Raw genomic sequence first — 18,157 nt, forward strand, 5'->3', positions numbered from 1 at the left:
CATTGCTGGTCAGGTCCCCTTTTCGTCATCACCGTCATCACCGTCATCAATGCGTCTCCGCACCATCAAAACTTATAAGACAACGCCGTGGTGAGATCCGCCTGCTTCTTATCCACGCCGAACTTGGGCTGGTTGTCGTAACTCACGTTATAGCTGACGCTGACCGAGAGTCCATATGCCATGGGAACGGCGGCGCTGATCATGGAGCGGTAGCGGTAGTCGTCGCTGTCGTCTTTATTCTGCGAGTAAATCACACTCTGGGACAGACTCAGCACCCCGCCCATCAACGCGCAGTCAAAAGCCTCATAGGCGCCGTAGCGCCAGCTTTCCTCGTGCGCATCTTCGCCCGCCAGGATGGCGGTTTCCGAGTAGTCCTGGGACAGATAGAGCGCACCCGCCGCCGTACTCAGCCGACAGGTTTGAGAGCGATAAGGATAGAATCCCGGCGCCAGAAACACTTCGTGTTCTTTGTCCACCAGTTGTATTTCATCAGTGGAATAACGATAGCCCGACAGCAGGTAATAGCGCTGGGAGAAATTGTATTGCCAGAAGTTGTCGCTGCTTTTCTTGTCCGATAACACCTGAGGGCCGGTTTCGCTGCGCTGGATCTGGTTATAGGTCGATATGATGTTCTTGGTCGTGGTCCAACTGGCCTCCACCACATAGGTGCGACTGTCGTAATCGGTCTGCCCTTTACTGGAGGTGATGCTGGCGGAGGCGCCGATGGTCAGGGCGTCCGGCATGTTCAACATCTTCCGCAGTGGCGATTTGGTTTTATCCTGGGCGGACTGGGCGGATGCAGCCGCCGTGGACGTAGAGGCTGACTCTTCAGCGGCGGCGACAGGCGAAAACATCAGGGCGAAGACAGGGAAAAAGACAGACAGAAAGGCGACGCCGGAGGATCTTTCCATTGTTTTTCTTTGCTCCAGAGAATATCAGGGAGGCCTGCGCGCCGGACGCACGCAGGCATGTCCGCAGCGCGCGAGTGCGCGCCGGGATACTATGCGGTCAGAGTGAACGCGTCTGTTCGGCTAAACGGTCAGCGTCTGGCTTACGCCTTGGCGCCGGCTGGTTTGGCGGTCTTGTCGTCCTTGCCGAGATTTTCCGCGTAGGCTTTGCCCTTCTCCAGTTCTTCCGCGTAGAACGCGCGAACGGCTTCAGGGTCGAAGTTCAGGAAGTTGCCGCCGGACTCAAAGTGTTGGATGAACACTCGCGCCAGCGCATAGGTGGAAGCGCCCGCGATAATCGCTACGCTGGTGGCGCCTAACACTGTGCCGATGACCGGAATTACCTTGGTCAGGCTGGCCAGGCTTATGCCAAGAGGAACGGGAGCCGCGGAACCGACCAGAGAAGCGATCAGGGACTTGCCGATATCCTGGGAGAACCTGATACCATAGATTTTTGACATGCTGTGCAGCATTTTCAACTGCAACGCCGTCAGTCCTGCGAAATCCACGACGGGAATCGGCACCAGCCCTACACCCATCGATCCCAGCACATACTTTCTGGTCATCGCACGCACGTCCGCCAAACGCTCTTCTACATTCACTTCCGTTTCTGTTGTGTCTTCTTTAGTTGCTGTTGCAGCCATACTGATGTTCCCATATTGATGATTATTAGACTTACGCAGGGTATATACGTCCGTAAAACATCAAGTACAAATTCACGGGCGGTTATATATATCGTTAATATTTTATTTCCGCCACTTATAGCGAGAGCAATAAAACAAACAACATATACAAAAAGAAGTCCTGGACCTCCGAAGTGTCCGTACTGAGACTAGTTCAATACCTATAGACCCGCAAGTACTTTTTTTGTGCACTCACGCCCTGTTTCAGCGCCGCCATCGCCATATTTCAATTCTGCAAAACCCCTGTCATATAAGGCTTTCACACCGACCTTCCGTTTTTTCGGATAACGCCCGCCAAACCTGCTGGCAATAGGGTCGCCAGGCCCATGGCCAAGCCCGCCGCATTATTTTTAATTGCTTAATTGATATCGTCATAATTTGGGTCTACCATTTGACTGCAGCTGGAGTTAGCCCTACATGCTATAGCCGTTACTTAGGATTGAATCGTCTCTCCACCGGGGAGAGGGGAAGGCATGAAAAAGGATCAGAATAATTATGCTTCACGTCCTGTTATATCTGCTTGTATGCTTATTTGTGGCGTTCCTTGGTAAAAATAAGAAGTTCGGCTTTACCTTAAACTTTTTTATTTCCTTTATATTCTCCCCCATCGTCGGCCTGATCGTCGTCTTCGCCCAGGCGGACAAACACCTCGTCAAGACCTCGCCGTGATTCCCTCAATGGGCTTCATGGTCGTGTTTTCCAATATTTTTTCACCCGGATAACATTAACGCGCCAAGCATACACGCCGCCGTTACTGAAGAAATATTAGAAGGCTTTACCGGAAGTAGCCTGAAGTCGTCCCGTGGCGTTATGGCCGTGGGCCTCTATGCGGTAGGGAGGCGTGCGCCATGCGTCGTTTAAAAATAATAAATTACGACATCGAAACATGGTTACAGATACTACTCGCCGCGTTACAGACGCCGCTCGCCGTCCCTTTTACGCCGACATCAGTCGCGCGTTGCAGTCTCATGCGATTACCCAGGGAGACGCCGACGCTTTCGTTTTTCTGACGGAGGATCGCGACGCCCGTTTCCCGCTCACCTACGCCGCGCTGGATCGACAGGCGCGTCGCGTGGCGGCCTTGTTGCGACGCCACGCCCAGCCTGGAGAGCGAGTCCTGCTGCTGTTTCACCCCGGACTGGAATTTCTGGCCGCCTTCTTCGGCTGCCTGTACGCCGGCGTTACGGCGATCCCCATGCACCCACCGAAAAAGAACCGCAGCGCAGAGCGTCTCGACAGCATTCTCGACGACGCCGACACCCGCGTCATCCTCGCCAATGATTCCGTCGTGGCCGCCATCGCGGATTCGGACGCCGGCGACAAACGCTTGCAGGAAGCTGTCTGGCTCACGGTGGACGCAGGTCTGTTAAACCCGGCGACAGACGACAGTGAAAACAGTGAGGACAGCGAACCGGCGTCGCTACACGCGGACGATCTTGCGTTTCTGCAATACACCTCCGGCTCCACCTCCGCTCCCAAAGGCGTCATGGTGAGTCATCGCAACCTGATTCTGAATCTGGACGAACTGCATCGCTGCTACGACCATGACGCCGATTCCATTGTGGTGAGCTGGCTGCCGCACTTTCACGATCTGGGGTTGATCTACGCCATTCTGACGCCCTTATACGCAGGCTCAATCTGTTACTTGATGGCGCCGGCGACCTTCATCCGCAACCCGGCGCGCTGGCTGCAGGCGATTTCTGATTGTCGCGCCACACACAGCGCCGCGCCTAATTTCGCGTATCAGCTCTGTATTGATAAAATCAGCGCCGAACAAAAGCAGGATCTGGACTTATCCTGCTGGAAAGCCGCCTGCAACGCGGCGGAACCTGTGCGTTATGAAACCCTGCGGGACTTCGCCGCCACCTTCAGCGACTGCGGCTTCGACTATCAGGCGCTATCCCCCAGCTACGGGCTGGCGGAAGCCACCGTCAAAGTTTCCATCACCCCCTTGTCCGAGCCGCCCACCGTCCTGCATGTGGAGCGGGAGGCGCTGTCCCAGGGCGAAGTGAAAATCGTCGCCGCGGGCGCGCCAGGCTCCACGCCGCTGGTCGGGTCCGGACGGGTCGACATGGACACTAAAAGCCTGATTGTCGATACGGCGACGCGGACGCCCTGTCTGCCGGACAGAATCGGCGAAATCTGGGTGCGCGGTCCTTCCGTGGCCAGCGGTTACTGGGCGCGACCGGAAGCCACCTCAGACATCTTTGACGTTCATTTGGCCGACCCGCAGGGCAGATATTCCGGCCCTTACCTGCGCACGGGCGACCTGGGATTCATCCATGGCGCGCAGCTATTCATCACCGGCCGCCGCAAAGACCTGCTTATCATCGATGGCGTCAACTATTACCCGCAGGATATCGAAAAGACCGTTTTCGCCAGCCATCCAGACCTGACCACCGACAACGGCGCCGCCTTCTCCGTGGATATCGACGGCGAGGAGCGCCTGGTGATCGTACAGGAAGTGAAACGCACCGCCGTACGTCAGCTGGACGGCGACGCCGTGGCTCGCGCCATTCGTCAGGCGGTATTTCTGGAGCATGAGCTGCCGGTGCACGCCATCGCCCTGCTAAAGCCTTTGCAGGCTTACAAGACCACCAGCGGCAAAATCCAGCGTCAGGCCAATCGCAAAGCCTGGCTGGACGATTCACTGCAACCGATTTATCAATGGCGCGCCGGCGCCCGGGACGATGTAACAGCGCAAGCTGCGACGCATACTCAAACACAAAAAATCTCTCAAACCGCCACGCCCTCTGTAGCGACGGAACGCCTGAAACGAGGCGCGCCACTCGACGCCAAAGACCTTGTCGATTGGCTAACGCAGCAATTGGCGGCGATCACCGCCCTGCCCGCCGAAGATATCGACGCTAACGCGGATTTCGCCAGCTTCGGGTTGGCCTCCCGCCACGTGGTCGCACTCAGCGGTGAGCTGGAGCGCTATGTGGGCGTCGCCACCCCGCCCACCCTGTTTTATCAGCATCCCAATATCGCCCGGCTGGCGGCGTCAATCGCCGCGTTGACCAGCGGCGCGCCAAGCGCCCAAAAGCACGGTGGCGCGGCACAAGTGAAACGCAAAGCCGCGCGTTTGGTGGATGTGGAAGCCACGCCATTTGAGAGCAACGATCCCATCGCCATTGTCGGCATGGGTTGCCGTTTCCCCGGCGCGGACAATCCGCAGGCGCTGTGGCGCCTATTGAACGAGGGCGTTGACGCGATTCGTGAGACGCCGCCGGAGCGCTGGAGCAATGACGCCTATTACCATCAGGATGCCGGCGTCGATGGCCGCATGAACACGCGCTGGGGCGGCTTCCTGGACAACATCGATCAGTTCGATCCGCAGTTCTTCGGCATCGCGCCGCGGGAAGCGGAAACCATGGACCCACAGCAACGCCTGCTGCTGGAAGTCTGTTGGGAGGCGCTGGAAGACGCGGGCATTGCCGTCAGCTCTCTGGCCGGCAGCGACGCCAGCGTATTCATGGGCGTCTGCAATACTGAGTTTCAACGCATCAGCTACGCGGACCGCAACGCTATTCGCATGCACACCGGCACCGGCGCCGCCGCCAGCGTGGCGTCCGGACGCATTTCCTACTTGTGGGACTTGCGCGGTCCCGCCATGACTATCGACACCGCCTGCTCGTCCTCCCTGGTGGCGGTTCATCAGGCCTGCGAATCCCTGCGCCGCAACGAATCCAGCCTGGCGCTGGCGGGAGGCGTCAATCTGATCCTGCTGCCTGGAGGCACTATTTCCCTGTCCCAGGGACGCATGATGTCGCCGACCGGCCGTTGCAAAACCTTTGACGCTGAAGCGGACGGCTATGTGCGCGGCGAAGGTTGCGGAGTCGTCATTCTGAAGCGTCTGGCGGACGCGCGCCGGGACGGCGATGAAATCTACGCGCTAATCCGCGGCTCCAGCGTGAACCAGGACGGCCATAGCAACGGCCTCACCGCACCCAATGGACAGGCGCAGCAGGACGTCATCCGCTCCGCGCTGTTCAAAGCGGAAGTGCAACCCTGTCGCATCCGCTACGTGGAAGCCCACGGCACCGGCACGGCCCTGGGCGACCCCATCGAGGTGAACAGCCTGCGGGACGTTCTGGAAGAGAGTCGCGACGCGGACCACCCATGCAGCATCGGCTCCATCAAAACCAATATCGGCCATCTGGAAGCGGCGGCGGGCGTGGCCGGGCTGATCAAGACCGCCCTGGCGCTCAAACACCGGGTGATTCCCGGCAGCCTGCATCTGCGTCAACGCAATCCCCTGATCGATATCGACGAGCGCCTGTTCCACTTGCCCCAGCGTAGCGAGCCCTGGGACGGCGAATTACTGGCCGGCGTCAGCTCTTTTGGTTTCAGCGGCTCCAACGCCCACGTCGTGCTGCAAGGGATAGTGGAAGCGCCAGCCGAATCCGCTTCCGACGCGATCGCCACAGCAACCGTCCCGCCTGCGGATGACGCGCCTTATCGCCTGTTAACGCTATCCGCCGCTGACGCCCAGGCGCTAAAGGCGCTGGCGCGCGGTCACGGCGAGCGTCTGACGACCTTGCACGCCAACGCCCAACTGGCTAACGGCGCGGGCTGGGCGGACTATTGTCATACTCTGAACAGCGCCCGGGAGGCGTTGCCTTATCGCCTGGCTCTGAGCGCACAAAACTCTCAGGACGCCGCCGAGACCCTCAAGGCGTTTCAGGGCCAGGAAGCGCCGAACCTGAGTCTTGGCGTGGCCAGACACGCCCCGGTGGTGGTGTTTCTGTTTTCCGGCCAGGGCGCCCAGTATCCCGGTATGATGCGGCGCCTGTATGAGACCGAGCCGGTGGTGCGGGACACCCTGGAGCGTTGCGAAGCGGTAGCCGCGCCATTACTGGGGCAATCGCTGCTGACGCTGATGTTCAATCCCGACCCGGACTCCGGCATCCATCAGACCCGCTACACTCAACCCGCCCTGTTCGCCTGCGAAGCGGCGCTGGCGCGGCTATGGATGTCCTGGGGCGTACAGCCGCAATTGGCGTTGGGACACAGCGTAGGTGAATACGCCGCCGCTCACGCCGCCGGTCTGTTCAGCCTGGAACAGGGCATGAAACTGGTGTTGCGACGGGGCGAACTGATGCAGTCCCTGCCCGCCGGAGAAATGCTGGCCCTGTTCGCACCCCGGGACAAAGTCGAGGCGCTGCTGCAGGACTCTGGCGTCGCCCTCGCTGTGGCGGCGGACAATGGACCCGACCTCACCGTCATCAGCGGTCGCGGCGAAGCCATGGCGCAGATACGCCCTCTGTTGTCCCGTCAGGAGATTCGCTTCCAGTCCGTACAGGTTTCCCACGCCTTTCACTCACCGATGATGGCCCCCATTCTGCCGGATCTGCGCAAGGTGACGGAGTCGACGCCTTTGGGCCATCTGCAATTCCCCCTGCTGTCCAACGTCACCGGCGACTTTATCGAAGCGGAGGATTTCGAACACGATTACTGGTTGCGGCACACCATGAATCCGGTGGAGTTCCGCAAGTGCATGCTCACCGCCGCCGATCGCCATGTGGATCTGTTTCTGGAAATCGGCCCCGGCGCCAGTTTGTGCGGCATGGGCAAGCGTTGCCTGCCGGACAGCAAAGCCGCCTGGGTTCACAGTATTCGCTATGGCGAAGACGAGCAGGCGTCGGCGCTCAACGCATTGGGTCGCGTGTATTGCCATGGCGGCGCGCCGGACTGGCGCACGCTGCCTGGACGCCGCCGTCTACGGGACGCCGCGTTGCCCAGCTATCCCTTCCAGCGTCATCGTTACTGGCCGCAAAACTATCAGGAACCCCACGCTAACGCTGATCGGGTCGCTGACGGCCACCCGCTACTGGGTCGCGCCACCCCGCTGGCGGACCCGACGGGCGACCTGTACGACCAGCATCTCGACGCCAGCGCGCACGCTTATCTGGCGGGACACAAAGTCAGCGGCGCCGTCGTGTTTCCTGGCGCGGCCTACATCGACATGGCCCTGTCCGCCGCAGGGCGACACTGGCCTGACGCTGGCGCGCTCTGCCGCAACATGCAATTCCACGCGCCGCTAGTCGTCGACGACCTGGACCACTGGCGGCTGCAGACTCAGTTTATTCAAACAGACGCTGACGCCGCGCAGATCAAGATCTTCGCCCGCCGCGACAGTCGTAACAATCATGACCGGCGCGACGACAGTGGAGCGCCCTGGCGACTCCACGCCAGTTGCGAAGTCCGTCGTCAGGACATGGCGGAGGATCAGGGACCACACCCCCGGCTCCCCAGCGAAGCCGCCCTGGCGCAATATGAAAACAGCCTGTCTGGAGAACAGTTCTACGCGCAATGGCGCCAACGGGGCAATGACTGGTCCGGCCAGTTTCAAGGCATTCAACGCCTCTGGTCATCACGGCAGGAAGCCTGGGCGTTGATTCAAGCTCCTGCCGAGACCACTGCACAGCTCGACGCCTACCGCACGCACCCCGCTGTGTTGGACGCCTGCGCGCAGACCCTGGCGGCGCTGGGAGGCGACGAAAAAGGCGCATTTTTCGGACATTCCGTACAAAATCTGCGACTTTTGCGCAACTTCAGCGAATATAGCTACTGGGTGCGCGCCCGCCTGACGCCGCAGAATGCGTCGTCGGAGCATCTGCTGAGCGGATCGCTGGCCATTTTCGACACCCACGGCGACCTGCTGGCGGAAGTGGAAGGCTTACGCTTCAGCTTCCTCAACGCCGCGGCGGGACACCGCCCCGAGGCCGAACAGGGATTCTCCTTCAAGCTGACCTGGGAACGGACCGAGATCGCCGCAACGCCAGAGACAACGCTCACGGAGGATCGTCAAACAGATTCTGACGCCGACGCGGTTTTCGCCAACGAGTCATCTCACTTGGCGCTGCGTCGCTACGGCTCCGTCCTGCTCTGCATCGCGCCGGAGGTTCCCGAGGACTCCGCCGAACCGGACGAGCTGCTGGACAACCTGGTGGAACAGCTTGAGGCCATCCTTGAAGCCCTGGACGCCTCACAAGAGGACGACGAAGACACGCCCCGGCTATGGCTGCTGACCCGTCGCGCCTTTTCTGTGACGGAGACGGACGCCGCTGTCTGTCCCTACGCCGCGGCGCTATGGGGCTTGGGGCGGGCATTGGCGGTGGAGAAAGCCAATCATTGGGGCGGCATGGTGGATCTGGACCCAGAGGCGTCCGCTAGAGATCAGCAATCGCTGCTGGACGCCATATTGGGTCAAGATGGCGGCGCAGACGCTCAGTTCGCTATTCGCCACGGCGCAATTTATCGCGCAACATTAGGCCGCACCGCCCTTACCACGTCCGAAAACCGGACCTTTCCCCTGCGCGCCGACGCCAGTTACCTGATCACCGGCGGTCTGGGAGATTTGGGGCTGCGCTGGGCGCGCTGGCTGGCTGAGCAAGGGGCCAGACGGCTGGTGCTGATGGGGCGTAACGGTCTGCCGCCGCGCTCCGACTGGACGCAATTGTCGCCAGACTCCCGCGACGGACGACGCGTCGCCGCGCTTCACGATATCGAAGCCCTGGGCGCGCAAGTCACCATCGCAGCGGTTAATCTCAGCGATGACGCAGCCTGCGCCTCCTGGCTGCAACAGTATCAACAACAGCAGCCCGCCATTCGCGGCGTATTGCACGCCGCCGGCGTCGCTCACGCCATGGCCGTCGAAACCCTGGATAGGGAGACGCTGCGCAAGGAAATCGCCGCTAAAGTCTGCGGCGGCGAAACCTTGCGTCGCTGTTTCCCTGTCGGCTCCCTGGACTTCCTGCTGCTGTTCTCCTCCACCTCCGCTGCATTGCCCTCTCCTCGTCTGGCGGCCTACGCCGCCGCCAATGCCTGGCTGGACGGGCTGGCCGCGCAACGTCGCGCACAGGGAGAGCGGGCGGTATCCGTACAATGGGGCGCATTCCGCGATATCGGCTTGATGGCGCGAGCGCAGCGGGACAGCGACACCTCTAACGTGGGTCTGACGCCAGCCACCGGCGCGGGCCTGGCGCCGGACGCCTGCGTGGCGCTGACGCCTGCGCTGCTGACGGCGAACCACGCGGTCATTGGCGTCACTCAGGAAGACGCCAGTTTGGCGGCTTACGCCGACGGCAGCCTGTACTTACAGGGACTCAAGCCGGTTCAGACTGACGCGCCCGCCAGCGCCAACGGGGCGACAGAGGAAAATCCAGCGTCCCTGGACTGGCTCGATCAGCCCCAGGAACAACGCCAGGCGGCGCTGCTGCGCTGGATGACCGCCCAGGCCGCCGCCGTGTTGCGTCTGAACCCGGACAACCTCGACCCTGCCGCGCCTTTAACGCAATACGGGCTGGATTCGCTGATGGCGGTGGAGCTGCGCAATCGCATCGAGAAAGCCCTGAGCGCCAACGTCAGCATCGTCGATATCCTGAAAAGCAACGGTCTGGACGATCTCACACGGAGCGTCGCTGACAAGCTTGCCCGGCAAGGCGCGGAATCCGGCGCCTCCGCGGCGACGGAAAACCTGCCCGCGCCTCTGGACTGCAGCGCCCCTTGGGAGCTGTCCTACAACCAGCAGGCGCAATGGTTCCTGCATCAACTGGACCCAACCAGCCCGGCCTATCATGTCTCTTTCGCCACACGTCTGCGCGCCGGCTTTGCGGGAGAACAGGATCAGGCCTTCCTGCAGGCCGCCCTGAATCAGATCGCACGCCGCCATCCGGCGCTGCGCACGGCGATTCAGGTGGACAGCAAACCACGCCAGCAGGCTCGGGACGATATCGCGATCCCCTTACAAGTGGTGAACGCCCATGACCTTGACGCTTCCACGTTGTATCAGGAAGTGCGGCGCGCTTATCAGACGCCGTTCGAATTGTCCCGCGCGCCCCTGCTGCGCGCCTGCGCGTTCGTCACCGCTCAGGACAACGTGCTGCTGCTGACCGCCCATCACGCGGTCTGCGACGGCTGGTCGCTGTGGGTGATTCTGGATGAGCTCAAAGCGCTGTACGAGGCGCGCCGCGCAGGCGTCGCCCCGGAACAGGCCGCGTTGCCGCCGTTGACTCACTCCCAGGTGGATTTCGTGCGCTGGCAAAACGCCATGCTGGACACGGAACGCGGCGAGCAGCTCTGGCATTACTGGCGCGACGCTCTGGCGGACGCCGACTTCGAACTGAATCTGCCGGCGGACCTTCCCCGCCAGGGCGCGGCGCGGAAAGCGGTGGGCGAATCCATCCACTTTCAGCTCGCCCCGCAACTGGACACAGCGCTGCGCACCCTGGCGAAACAGCGGGGAGCCACGCTGTTCAGCCTGATGCTGGCGGCGTACCAGTTGCTGCTGCATCGCCTGTGCGGACAGCAGCGCGTCATCGTGGCCACGCCAGTGCACGGACGCAGCCGTCCGGAATTCCAGCCGCTGGTGGGAGACTTTGTGAATCTCGCGCCAGTAAACAGCCGCTTCGACCCTGAGCAGTCACTGGACGACTATCTGCGCAGTCAGCAGGAAACCCTGCTCGACGCGCTCGCTCACGGCGACTATCCCCTGCCATTGCTGGTGGAGCGACTCGGCCTGCAGCGCAACGGCATGGGGCAGTCTCTGGTGAAAACCACCTTCATCATGCAGAAGCCGCAAACCGACAACGCCACTCTGGATCTGTTCCTGACTACTGACGATAACCTGCGCGTGACCTGGGGGGATCTGCAATTGTCGCCCTATCCCATGCCGCAGCAGGAAGGCCAGTTTGAGCTGTCCCTGGAAATCGCCGATAGCGCCAATGGCCTGCAAGGCTTCCTGAAATATGACGCCAATCGCTGGAGCCGCACCAGCATCGCCCGCTTGGTCCGACGCTACCGCCACATTCTGTCCTCGCTCAGTGCGGCCGGCCAACTCTCCCGGCCGTTGACCGACTTGCCCTGGTACGATCAGGAAGAGCGCCGTCAGCTGGAGCAAAACGCCAGCGAGGCTGCGCCCGCAGACGCCAGACTCACAGCGCCGGATCTGGTCAGCGGCTTTCTCGACATGGTGCGGGCGTATCCCGAGCGCATCGCCGTCGCGGATAACGCCAGTCGGCTCAGTTACGCTGAACTCAATCAGCGCGCCAACGGCGTCGCCGCCTGCCTGCGCGAACAAGGGACGCCCGCCGGCGCCGCCGTTGGACTTTGCGTGTCCCGCAGCGTGGATCTTATTGTCGGCCTGTTGGGGATTCTCAAAAGCGGCTGCGGTTACCTGCCCCTGGACCCCGCGCATCCACCCGCCCGCTTGAGCGCGCAACTTGCGGACGCCGGCGTCGCCGCCCTGGTCACCGATCGCGCCATCATGCCGACCCTGGCCGCACTGGAAGGCCTCGGCACCGCACAATGGCTGTGCGTAGAGGACGTCACCGCAAGCGAGGAGGAGCCCGAGGTCGCCATTAGTCTGGACAGCCTCGCCTATCTGATTTACACCTCCGGCTCCACCGGTGCGCCCAAGGGGACGCTGGTGGAGCATCACAGCGTCATCAATCTGGTCAACGCCCTATGGGATCAGGTCTATCATCGTTATGACCAGCCCATCGCCGTCGCCCTGTGCGCCAACACGGTATTCGACGCCTCCGTGCAGCAGATTTTCGCCGCTTTACTGCTGGGGCACCGGTTGGTGATCGTGGACGCCGACAGTCGGCGCGATCCCGCCCGCCTTGTGGATTTACTGAGCGCCGAACAGGTGCGCTGCGCGGATTGCACCCCCAGTTTGCTGGGCATGCTCACCGGCGCGGATCAGGCCGGCCGCCTGACGCCGGACAGCCTGCTGGTGGGCGGCGAAGCCCTGCCGATGGAGCTGGTGCGCGCTTTCTATAACGCCAACCACCACACCACACTCATCAATGTGTACGGACCGACGGAGTGCTGCGTTGACGTCAGCGCCTGCGCGCTGGAGCGCGACGCCCTGCCGCAGACCGCCATCGCGCCGCTGGGGCGTCCTCTGCGCGGCGCGCATCTGTTTGTGCTTGATCCCTGGGGGCAGCCTGCGCCGACAGGGGCCATCGGAGAAATCGTGATCGCCGGCGCCGGCGTCAGCCGCGGCTATCTCAAGCGACCGGAGTTGCAGACGGAAAAGTTCGTCGCCCTGCCCGAATTTAATGCCGCCCGCGCCTATCGCACCGGCGACCTGGGCCGCTGGCTCGACGACGGCCGGTTGCACTATCTGGGGCGTCGGGACGCCCAGGTGAAAATTCGCGGCCACCGAGTGGAGCTGGGCGATATCGAAAGTCAGCTGGCCGCCCATGACGCCATCGCGGAATGCGCCGTCGCGCTGTTCCCGCAACGCCAGCAACTGGCGGCCTATGTGGTGTATCGCCAGGACGCCAACCCGCCGCCCAGCGCTCAGGATCTGCAGATCTATTTACGCGATCGGCTTCCTGAATACATGATTCCCGCCTATCTCCTGGCGTTGCCGCGTCTGCCCATGAACGCCAGCGGCAAACTGGATCGCCGCGCGCTGCCGGAGCCGGAAGGCGTCGCCGCCATGGACGGCGGCGCGCCGGTGTCGGAAGTAGAGCGGCGGGTGGCGGATATCTGGCGACACTGCCTCAATCTGTCCCGCGTGGGCCGTGACGACAATTTCTTCGATCTCGGCGGCCACTCCTTGCTGCTGGCCCAGGTGCAGCGTCAATTGAGCGACGCCTTCGGACGGCCGGTAGCGATGGTGGACCTGTTCGCCAATCCCACCGTCGCCGCCACCGCGCGCCTGCTCAGCGCCGCGCCGGAGGAAGACGCGCTGTCCCAGGCGCCCCGTCGCAAAACCAACCGACTGGCGGGCCGTCGCAACGCCAAAGAAGCGCAAAGGAGTCTGCGTTCCAATGAACAGCTTTGAAGACAATCTCGAAGCCGGCGCCGATAGCGCTATCGCCATCGTCGGCATGGCCTGCCGCTTCCCCGGCGCGGACACGCCGGAGGCTTTCTGGCGCAATCTGGTCGCCGGCGTGGAAAGCGTCGCCGAACTGAAAGACGCGGAGCTGGACGCCGCCGGTATTCCAAAAAGCGAATATCAGCGCCCGGACTATGTGCGTCGGGTGGCGGCGTTGGGAGATGTGAGCGGATTCGACGCCGCCCTGTTCGACATGAATCCCAAAGAGTCGCAATTGCTCGACCCACAGCACCGGTTGCTGCTGGAATGCGCCTGGGAAGCCCTGGAGCGGGCCTGCTGCAATCCGGATGAGTTCGCCGGTCCCATTGGCGTCTTCGCCGGCTGCGGCATGCCTAACTATTTTTATCGTCATGTGTTGCCGAACACGGACGCCCGCAGAGTGTCGGATCTGTATCAGGCCATGTTGCTCAACGACAAGGATTTTCTCAGCACCCGCATCGCCTATAAATTAGGCCTCACCGGTCCCGCCGTAGGCGTGCAGACCGCCTGCTCCACCTCCCTGATGGCGGTGCATCTGGCCTGCCAGAGTCTGCTGGCGGGAGACTGCGATCTGGCCCTGGCCGGCGGCGCCTCGGTGCAACTGCCGCAACATGGCGGCTTTCGCAGCCAGAGCGGCATGATTCTGTCGCCACGGGGACAATGCCGGGCGTTCGACGCCGAGGCGGACGGAACCGCCGTCGGCAGCGGCGCGGGACTGGTGGCGCTGAAACGCCTTGACGACGCCCTGGAGAACGGCGACCGCGTGCTGGCGGTCATTCGCGCCACCGCCGCCAATAACGACGGCCGTCGGAAAGTGGGTTTCACCGCCCCCAGCGTGCAGGGACAGGCGGAAGTCATCCGGGAGGCGCAGCTCACCGCCAACATCGACCCTCGGTCGATCCAGTACGTGGAGGCCCACGGCACCGGCACGCATTTGGGCGACCCTATTGAGATCGAGGCGCTGGCGCGGGCCTTTGACATCGCCCCAAGCGAGGGTCGCCGTTGCGCCATCGGCTCGGTGAAAACCAATATCGGACACCTGGACGCCGCCGCCGGCGTCGCCGGCCTGATCAAAACCGTGCTGTGCCTGCATTACGAAACCCTGCCTCCCAGTCTGCATTGCCAGCAACCCAATCCGCAGATTGACTGGCTGCGCACGCCCTTCCGGGTCTGCAGCGAAACCGAATCCTGGCCCCGGGGAGACGCGCCGCGACTGGCGGCGGTCAGCGCCTTCGGCATGGGCGGCTCCAACGTGCACGCTATCTTGGAGGAAGCCCCTCTCGCAACCCGCGCCCCCCGCAGCGCGTCACGTCAGGAAGACGAGTCGGCGCCCAGCCAGTTGCTGTTGCTGTCCGCCGCCGGCGAACAGTCGGCGGATCAGGTAGCGGAGCGTCTGGCGCAGCATCTGGACGAGCGGCCCCATACACGCCTCGACGACCTCGCCTACACCCTGGCCCTGAGCAAGAAAGCCCTGCCTTATCGCGCTGCGCTGGCGGTGGCGACGCCCACGGAAGCCATCGCGCAACTGCGCTTTCCCAACGACCTGCGCTGGCGTCGCGTGCAGGACAGCGCGCCGTCGGCGGCCTTCATGTTTCCCGGGCAAGGCGCGCAATACGCAGGCATGGGCGCGAAGTTGTATCAAACAGAACCGGTTTACCGCCAAACGGTGGAGCAATGCCTGCAGGCGGCGCCTCCCCTTATCGCGCAAAAGCTGCGTCCGTTACTCACTCGCTTCCGCGGCGCGGAGGCGGATCAGGGCGATAAAGACCTGAAACAAACCGCGCTGGCGCAACCGGCGCTGTTTATCGTCGATTACGCCATGGCCATGCTGTTGCAAAGCTGGGGGCTGATCCCGCAGGCGTTGATCGGACACAGCCTGGGGGAATACGTCGCCGCCTGCGTGGCCGGCGTGTTCAGCCCGGAAGACGGCGTGCGGCTGGTGGCGGAAAGAGGCCGTCTGATGCAAAGCATGCCCGCCGGGACCATGATCGCCGTGCGTATCCCCCGCCAGCAGGCGGAAACCTACGCCGGCGAGGGAGTCTCTCTGGCGGTGGCCAACGGCCCGCAAGCCAATGTATTCGCCGGTCCGCCCGGGCCCATGGAGAATTTCGCCGCCGCGCTGGAGGAAGCCCGGATCGGCTATCGTCGACTGCAGGCTTCTCATGCGTTTCACACGCCGATGATGGAGCCCATGCTGGACGCCTTCGCCGAGCTGCTTGACGCCATGACGCTGCAGGCGCCGCGACTGCCGGTTTACTCCAACCTGAGCGGCGCGCGTCTCAGCGCCGAGCAGGCGGTCAGTGCGGATTACTGGCGCCAGCATTTACGACGCCCGGTGCAGTTCTATCAGGGCTTGCAGGCCCTTTGCGCAGATACTCACATTGATACGCTGCTGGAAGTGGGCCCGGGACGCGCCTTGACGGGATTCGCCAGCGCCCTGCCGCAAAACGGGGAGATGTGTCGGGAAGCCATCGCCACCTTCGCCGCCGGCCCCGGCCAGGACTCGCGCCAAAGCGCCCTGGAGTGCGTCGGCCGTCTGTGGAGCAAAGGTTTCGCCATTAACCGTCCAGGCCTGTTCGGCGCCCGGGATAGCCAGTTCATCGCCACGCCCACTTATCCTTTTGACCGCCGTCGCTACTGGATCGATCCTCCCAAGCGCGTCGGCGCAGCCCTGTCGGCAGAACGCCAGGCTCTGGAGGACTGGTTCTACACCCGCTCCTGGAGCCGTTTGAGCGGGATGGCGAACGTCAACGCCAGCAGCGGCAAATGGCTGCTGCTGACCGACACTAACGCTGACGCCCTCACTGATGCACTCATTCAGGGGCTGTCTGATCATCGACCGCACACACTGGTCACCGTCACGGACATCGCCGTCACCGCGCTGACGCCCCACGCCGAGCATCCCGACCAGCGCCAGGCCATCGCCCTGCCTGCCGACACCGCCACAGACCCCGCTGCGCTGTTCGCCTTGCTGGCGGAGAATGACCTGTTGCCGGACCATGTGCTGTTCGCCCGCAACCTGAATACACAGGCCGCAAACAACGTCGAGTTTGCAACCACTTCTCAGGATCTGTCTCTGCTTAGCGCCTTATTACACCAGTTGGGGGCATTGCGGTCCGATGTGTTCGTCGCCGTGGCGACCACCGGAACCCAGTCGGTGCTGGGCTCGGAATCCTTGCGTCCCGACCGGGGCGCGCTGTTGGGTCCGCTGTTGAGCGCAAGGCAGGAGTTCCCCGCGCTGCGCACGCTGTTGATTGATGTGGAAGACGCCTCCGCCGTCGCCGCGCTGGCGCGACAGGCCCCGGCGTTACTGGCTTTGGCCAATCCCGGTCAAGAGGCGGACTTCAGCGCCGGACCGCCCATTGTCGCGCTGCGCGGACGTCACGCCTGGCGTTGCGAATGGCGTCCCTGCCGAATAGATAGCGCGTCGGCCTCGGAAGCGGCTATGTCTGACTCCGATGCGTCCGCCGGCGGCGGCGTTTATCTGATCACCGGCGGCCTCGGCCAGATCGGGCTCGCTCTGGCCAACGGTCTGGCGCAGCGTGGCGCGCGACATATCGCCCTGGTGTCGCGCACGCCCTTGCCGCCCCGAGAGCTCTGGCCGCAACGCCTGGATGACCCGTCCATTACCGATAAACAACGTCACGCCCTCGCCGCCCTGCTGAGGATGCAGGAAGCCGGCGCGTCGGTCAGCGTCACGGCGGCGGACGTCACCGACGCCAACGCCATGGGCGCGCTGCTGGATGAATTGTGCCACCGCTACGGCGCTATTGATGCGGTTATTCACGCCGCCGCCGACATGTCCCGGGCCCAGGAGCAACCCATTAACGCCGATCTGGCGCAGACCTGGGAAACTATGATCCAGGCCAAGGTCGAGGGCGTGCGCGCGCTGGCCAGGCAGGTGGCGCAGCGTCCGGTGCGTCGGGTGATCTGCATGTCCTCTCTGGCGGCGCTGTTGGGGGGCTATCAGATGGGCGCTTACGCCGCCGCTAATCTGGTCATGGATCTGGAGGTCGCACAGTGCGCCGCTCTCAATGACGCCAATCATGCTCCCAAATGGCTGTCGCTTAACTGGGATGCTTGGCGTCTGAACAGCGCCAGCGGCTTGGGCATGGGCGCGAACGCAAAAATTGCGCAGGAATTTTTTGACAAATCCGCATTGGCCGCCAATGCTATAGACTCAAAGGAAGGGTTTTTGGCGCTTGAGCATGCATTGCGGTTATCTGACGCTATGCTGCAGATGGACGATGAGCACCAAGTTGCGATATCCACACTATCGCTGAAGTCTCGGTTCCACCGACTTTACCATCCCCGGAGAAACGTTCCCGGCCATGACGCTGGGGCATGTTCTCGGCCACATTCAGTACCTCCCGGCAGTAGCGGTGACCATGCGCCCGGCGATCACGCGGAGCTTATGCTGTGCGACATTCTGGGCGAACTTCTGGCTGTACCGATCATTAATGTAAAGGACAATTTTTTTGACCTCGGCGGCGATTCCCTGATCGCAACGCAAGCGATTTCCCGTATTCGCGAACGTTGCGGCGCGGACCTGTCTCTGGCGGATTTTTTCCAATATCCGTCGGTGCGGGAGCTGGCCGCGCTGACCCGTGACAAAACTGACGGAGACAGCGCCGAAAGCGGTCAGGCGCCTGCAGCGGATGCGCCGACGAGGGTTGAAATAGAACTATAAA

Annotated in this window: 5 protein-coding genes; 3 read left to right on the forward strand and 2 right to left on the reverse strand. The window is 62.5% G+C overall.

Annotation, left to right across the window (positions count from 1 at the left end):
• Positions 1 to 65: 65 nt before the first annotated feature.
• The gene (locus tag O5O45_RS12170) at positions 66 to 911 is read right to left on the reverse strand and encodes a DUF481 domain-containing protein (protein WP_305905495.1); all 846 of its coding nucleotides are present in this window, start codon (positions 909 to 911) and stop codon (positions 66 to 68) included.
• Between the two features lie 140 nt (positions 912 to 1,051).
• Positions 1,052 to 1,591, reverse strand: a complete 540-nt coding sequence (locus O5O45_RS12175) for a YcjF family protein (RefSeq protein WP_305905496.1) — start codon at positions 1,589 to 1,591, stop codon at positions 1,052 to 1,054.
• 534 nt (positions 1,592 to 2,125) lie between these two features.
• Between O5O45_RS12175 and O5O45_RS12180 the strand changes: the two genes are divergently transcribed.
• From O5O45_RS12180 to O5O45_RS12190, 3 genes are all read left to right on the forward strand, one after another.
• Complete coding sequence (locus tag O5O45_RS12180) at positions 2,126 to 2,299, forward strand: hypothetical protein (RefSeq protein ID WP_011396807.1); 174 nt, start codon at positions 2,126 to 2,128, stop codon at positions 2,297 to 2,299.
• Between the two features lie 217 nt (positions 2,300 to 2,516).
• Positions 2,517 to 13,433 carry a non-ribosomal peptide synthetase/type I polyketide synthase gene (locus O5O45_RS12185; RefSeq protein ID WP_305905497.1) on the forward strand — a complete coding sequence of 3,639 codons (10,917 nt, stop codon included), beginning with the start codon at positions 2,517 to 2,519 and terminating at the stop codon, positions 13,431 to 13,433.
• On the forward strand, positions 13,420 to 18,156 hold the full coding sequence (locus O5O45_RS12190) for an SDR family NAD(P)-dependent oxidoreductase (protein ID WP_305905498.1): 4,737 nt from the start codon (positions 13,420 to 13,422) through the stop codon (positions 18,154 to 18,156). Before O5O45_RS12185 ends, O5O45_RS12190 begins: the two co-directional genes overlap by 14 nt.
• The last annotated feature ends 1 nt before the right edge of the window (position 18,157 follow it).

Source organism: Hahella sp. HNIBRBA332 (assembly GCF_030719035.1).
In the GTDB taxonomy this organism is placed as follows: Bacteria; Pseudomonadota; Gammaproteobacteria; order Pseudomonadales; family Oleiphilaceae; genus Hahella.

Excerpts from the sequence above, each read along its gene's own strand:
- O5O45_RS12170 (WP_305905495.1), bottom strand. The coding sequence starts at position 911 with ATGGAAAGATCCTCCGGCGTCGCCTTTCTGTCTGTCTTTTTCCCTGTC.
- O5O45_RS12175 (WP_305905496.1), bottom strand. The coding sequence starts at position 1,591 with ATGGCTGCAACAGCAACTAAAGAAGACACAACAGAAACGGAAGTGAAT.
- O5O45_RS12180 (WP_011396807.1), top strand. The coding sequence starts at position 2,126 with ATGCTTCACGTCCTGTTATATCTGCTTGTATGCTTATTTGTGGCGTTC.
- O5O45_RS12185 (WP_305905497.1), top strand. The coding sequence starts at position 2,517 with ATGGTTACAGATACTACTCGCCGCGTTACAGACGCCGCTCGCCGTCCC.
- O5O45_RS12190 (WP_305905498.1), top strand. The coding sequence starts at position 13,420 with ATGAACAGCTTTGAAGACAATCTCGAAGCCGGCGCCGATAGCGCTATC.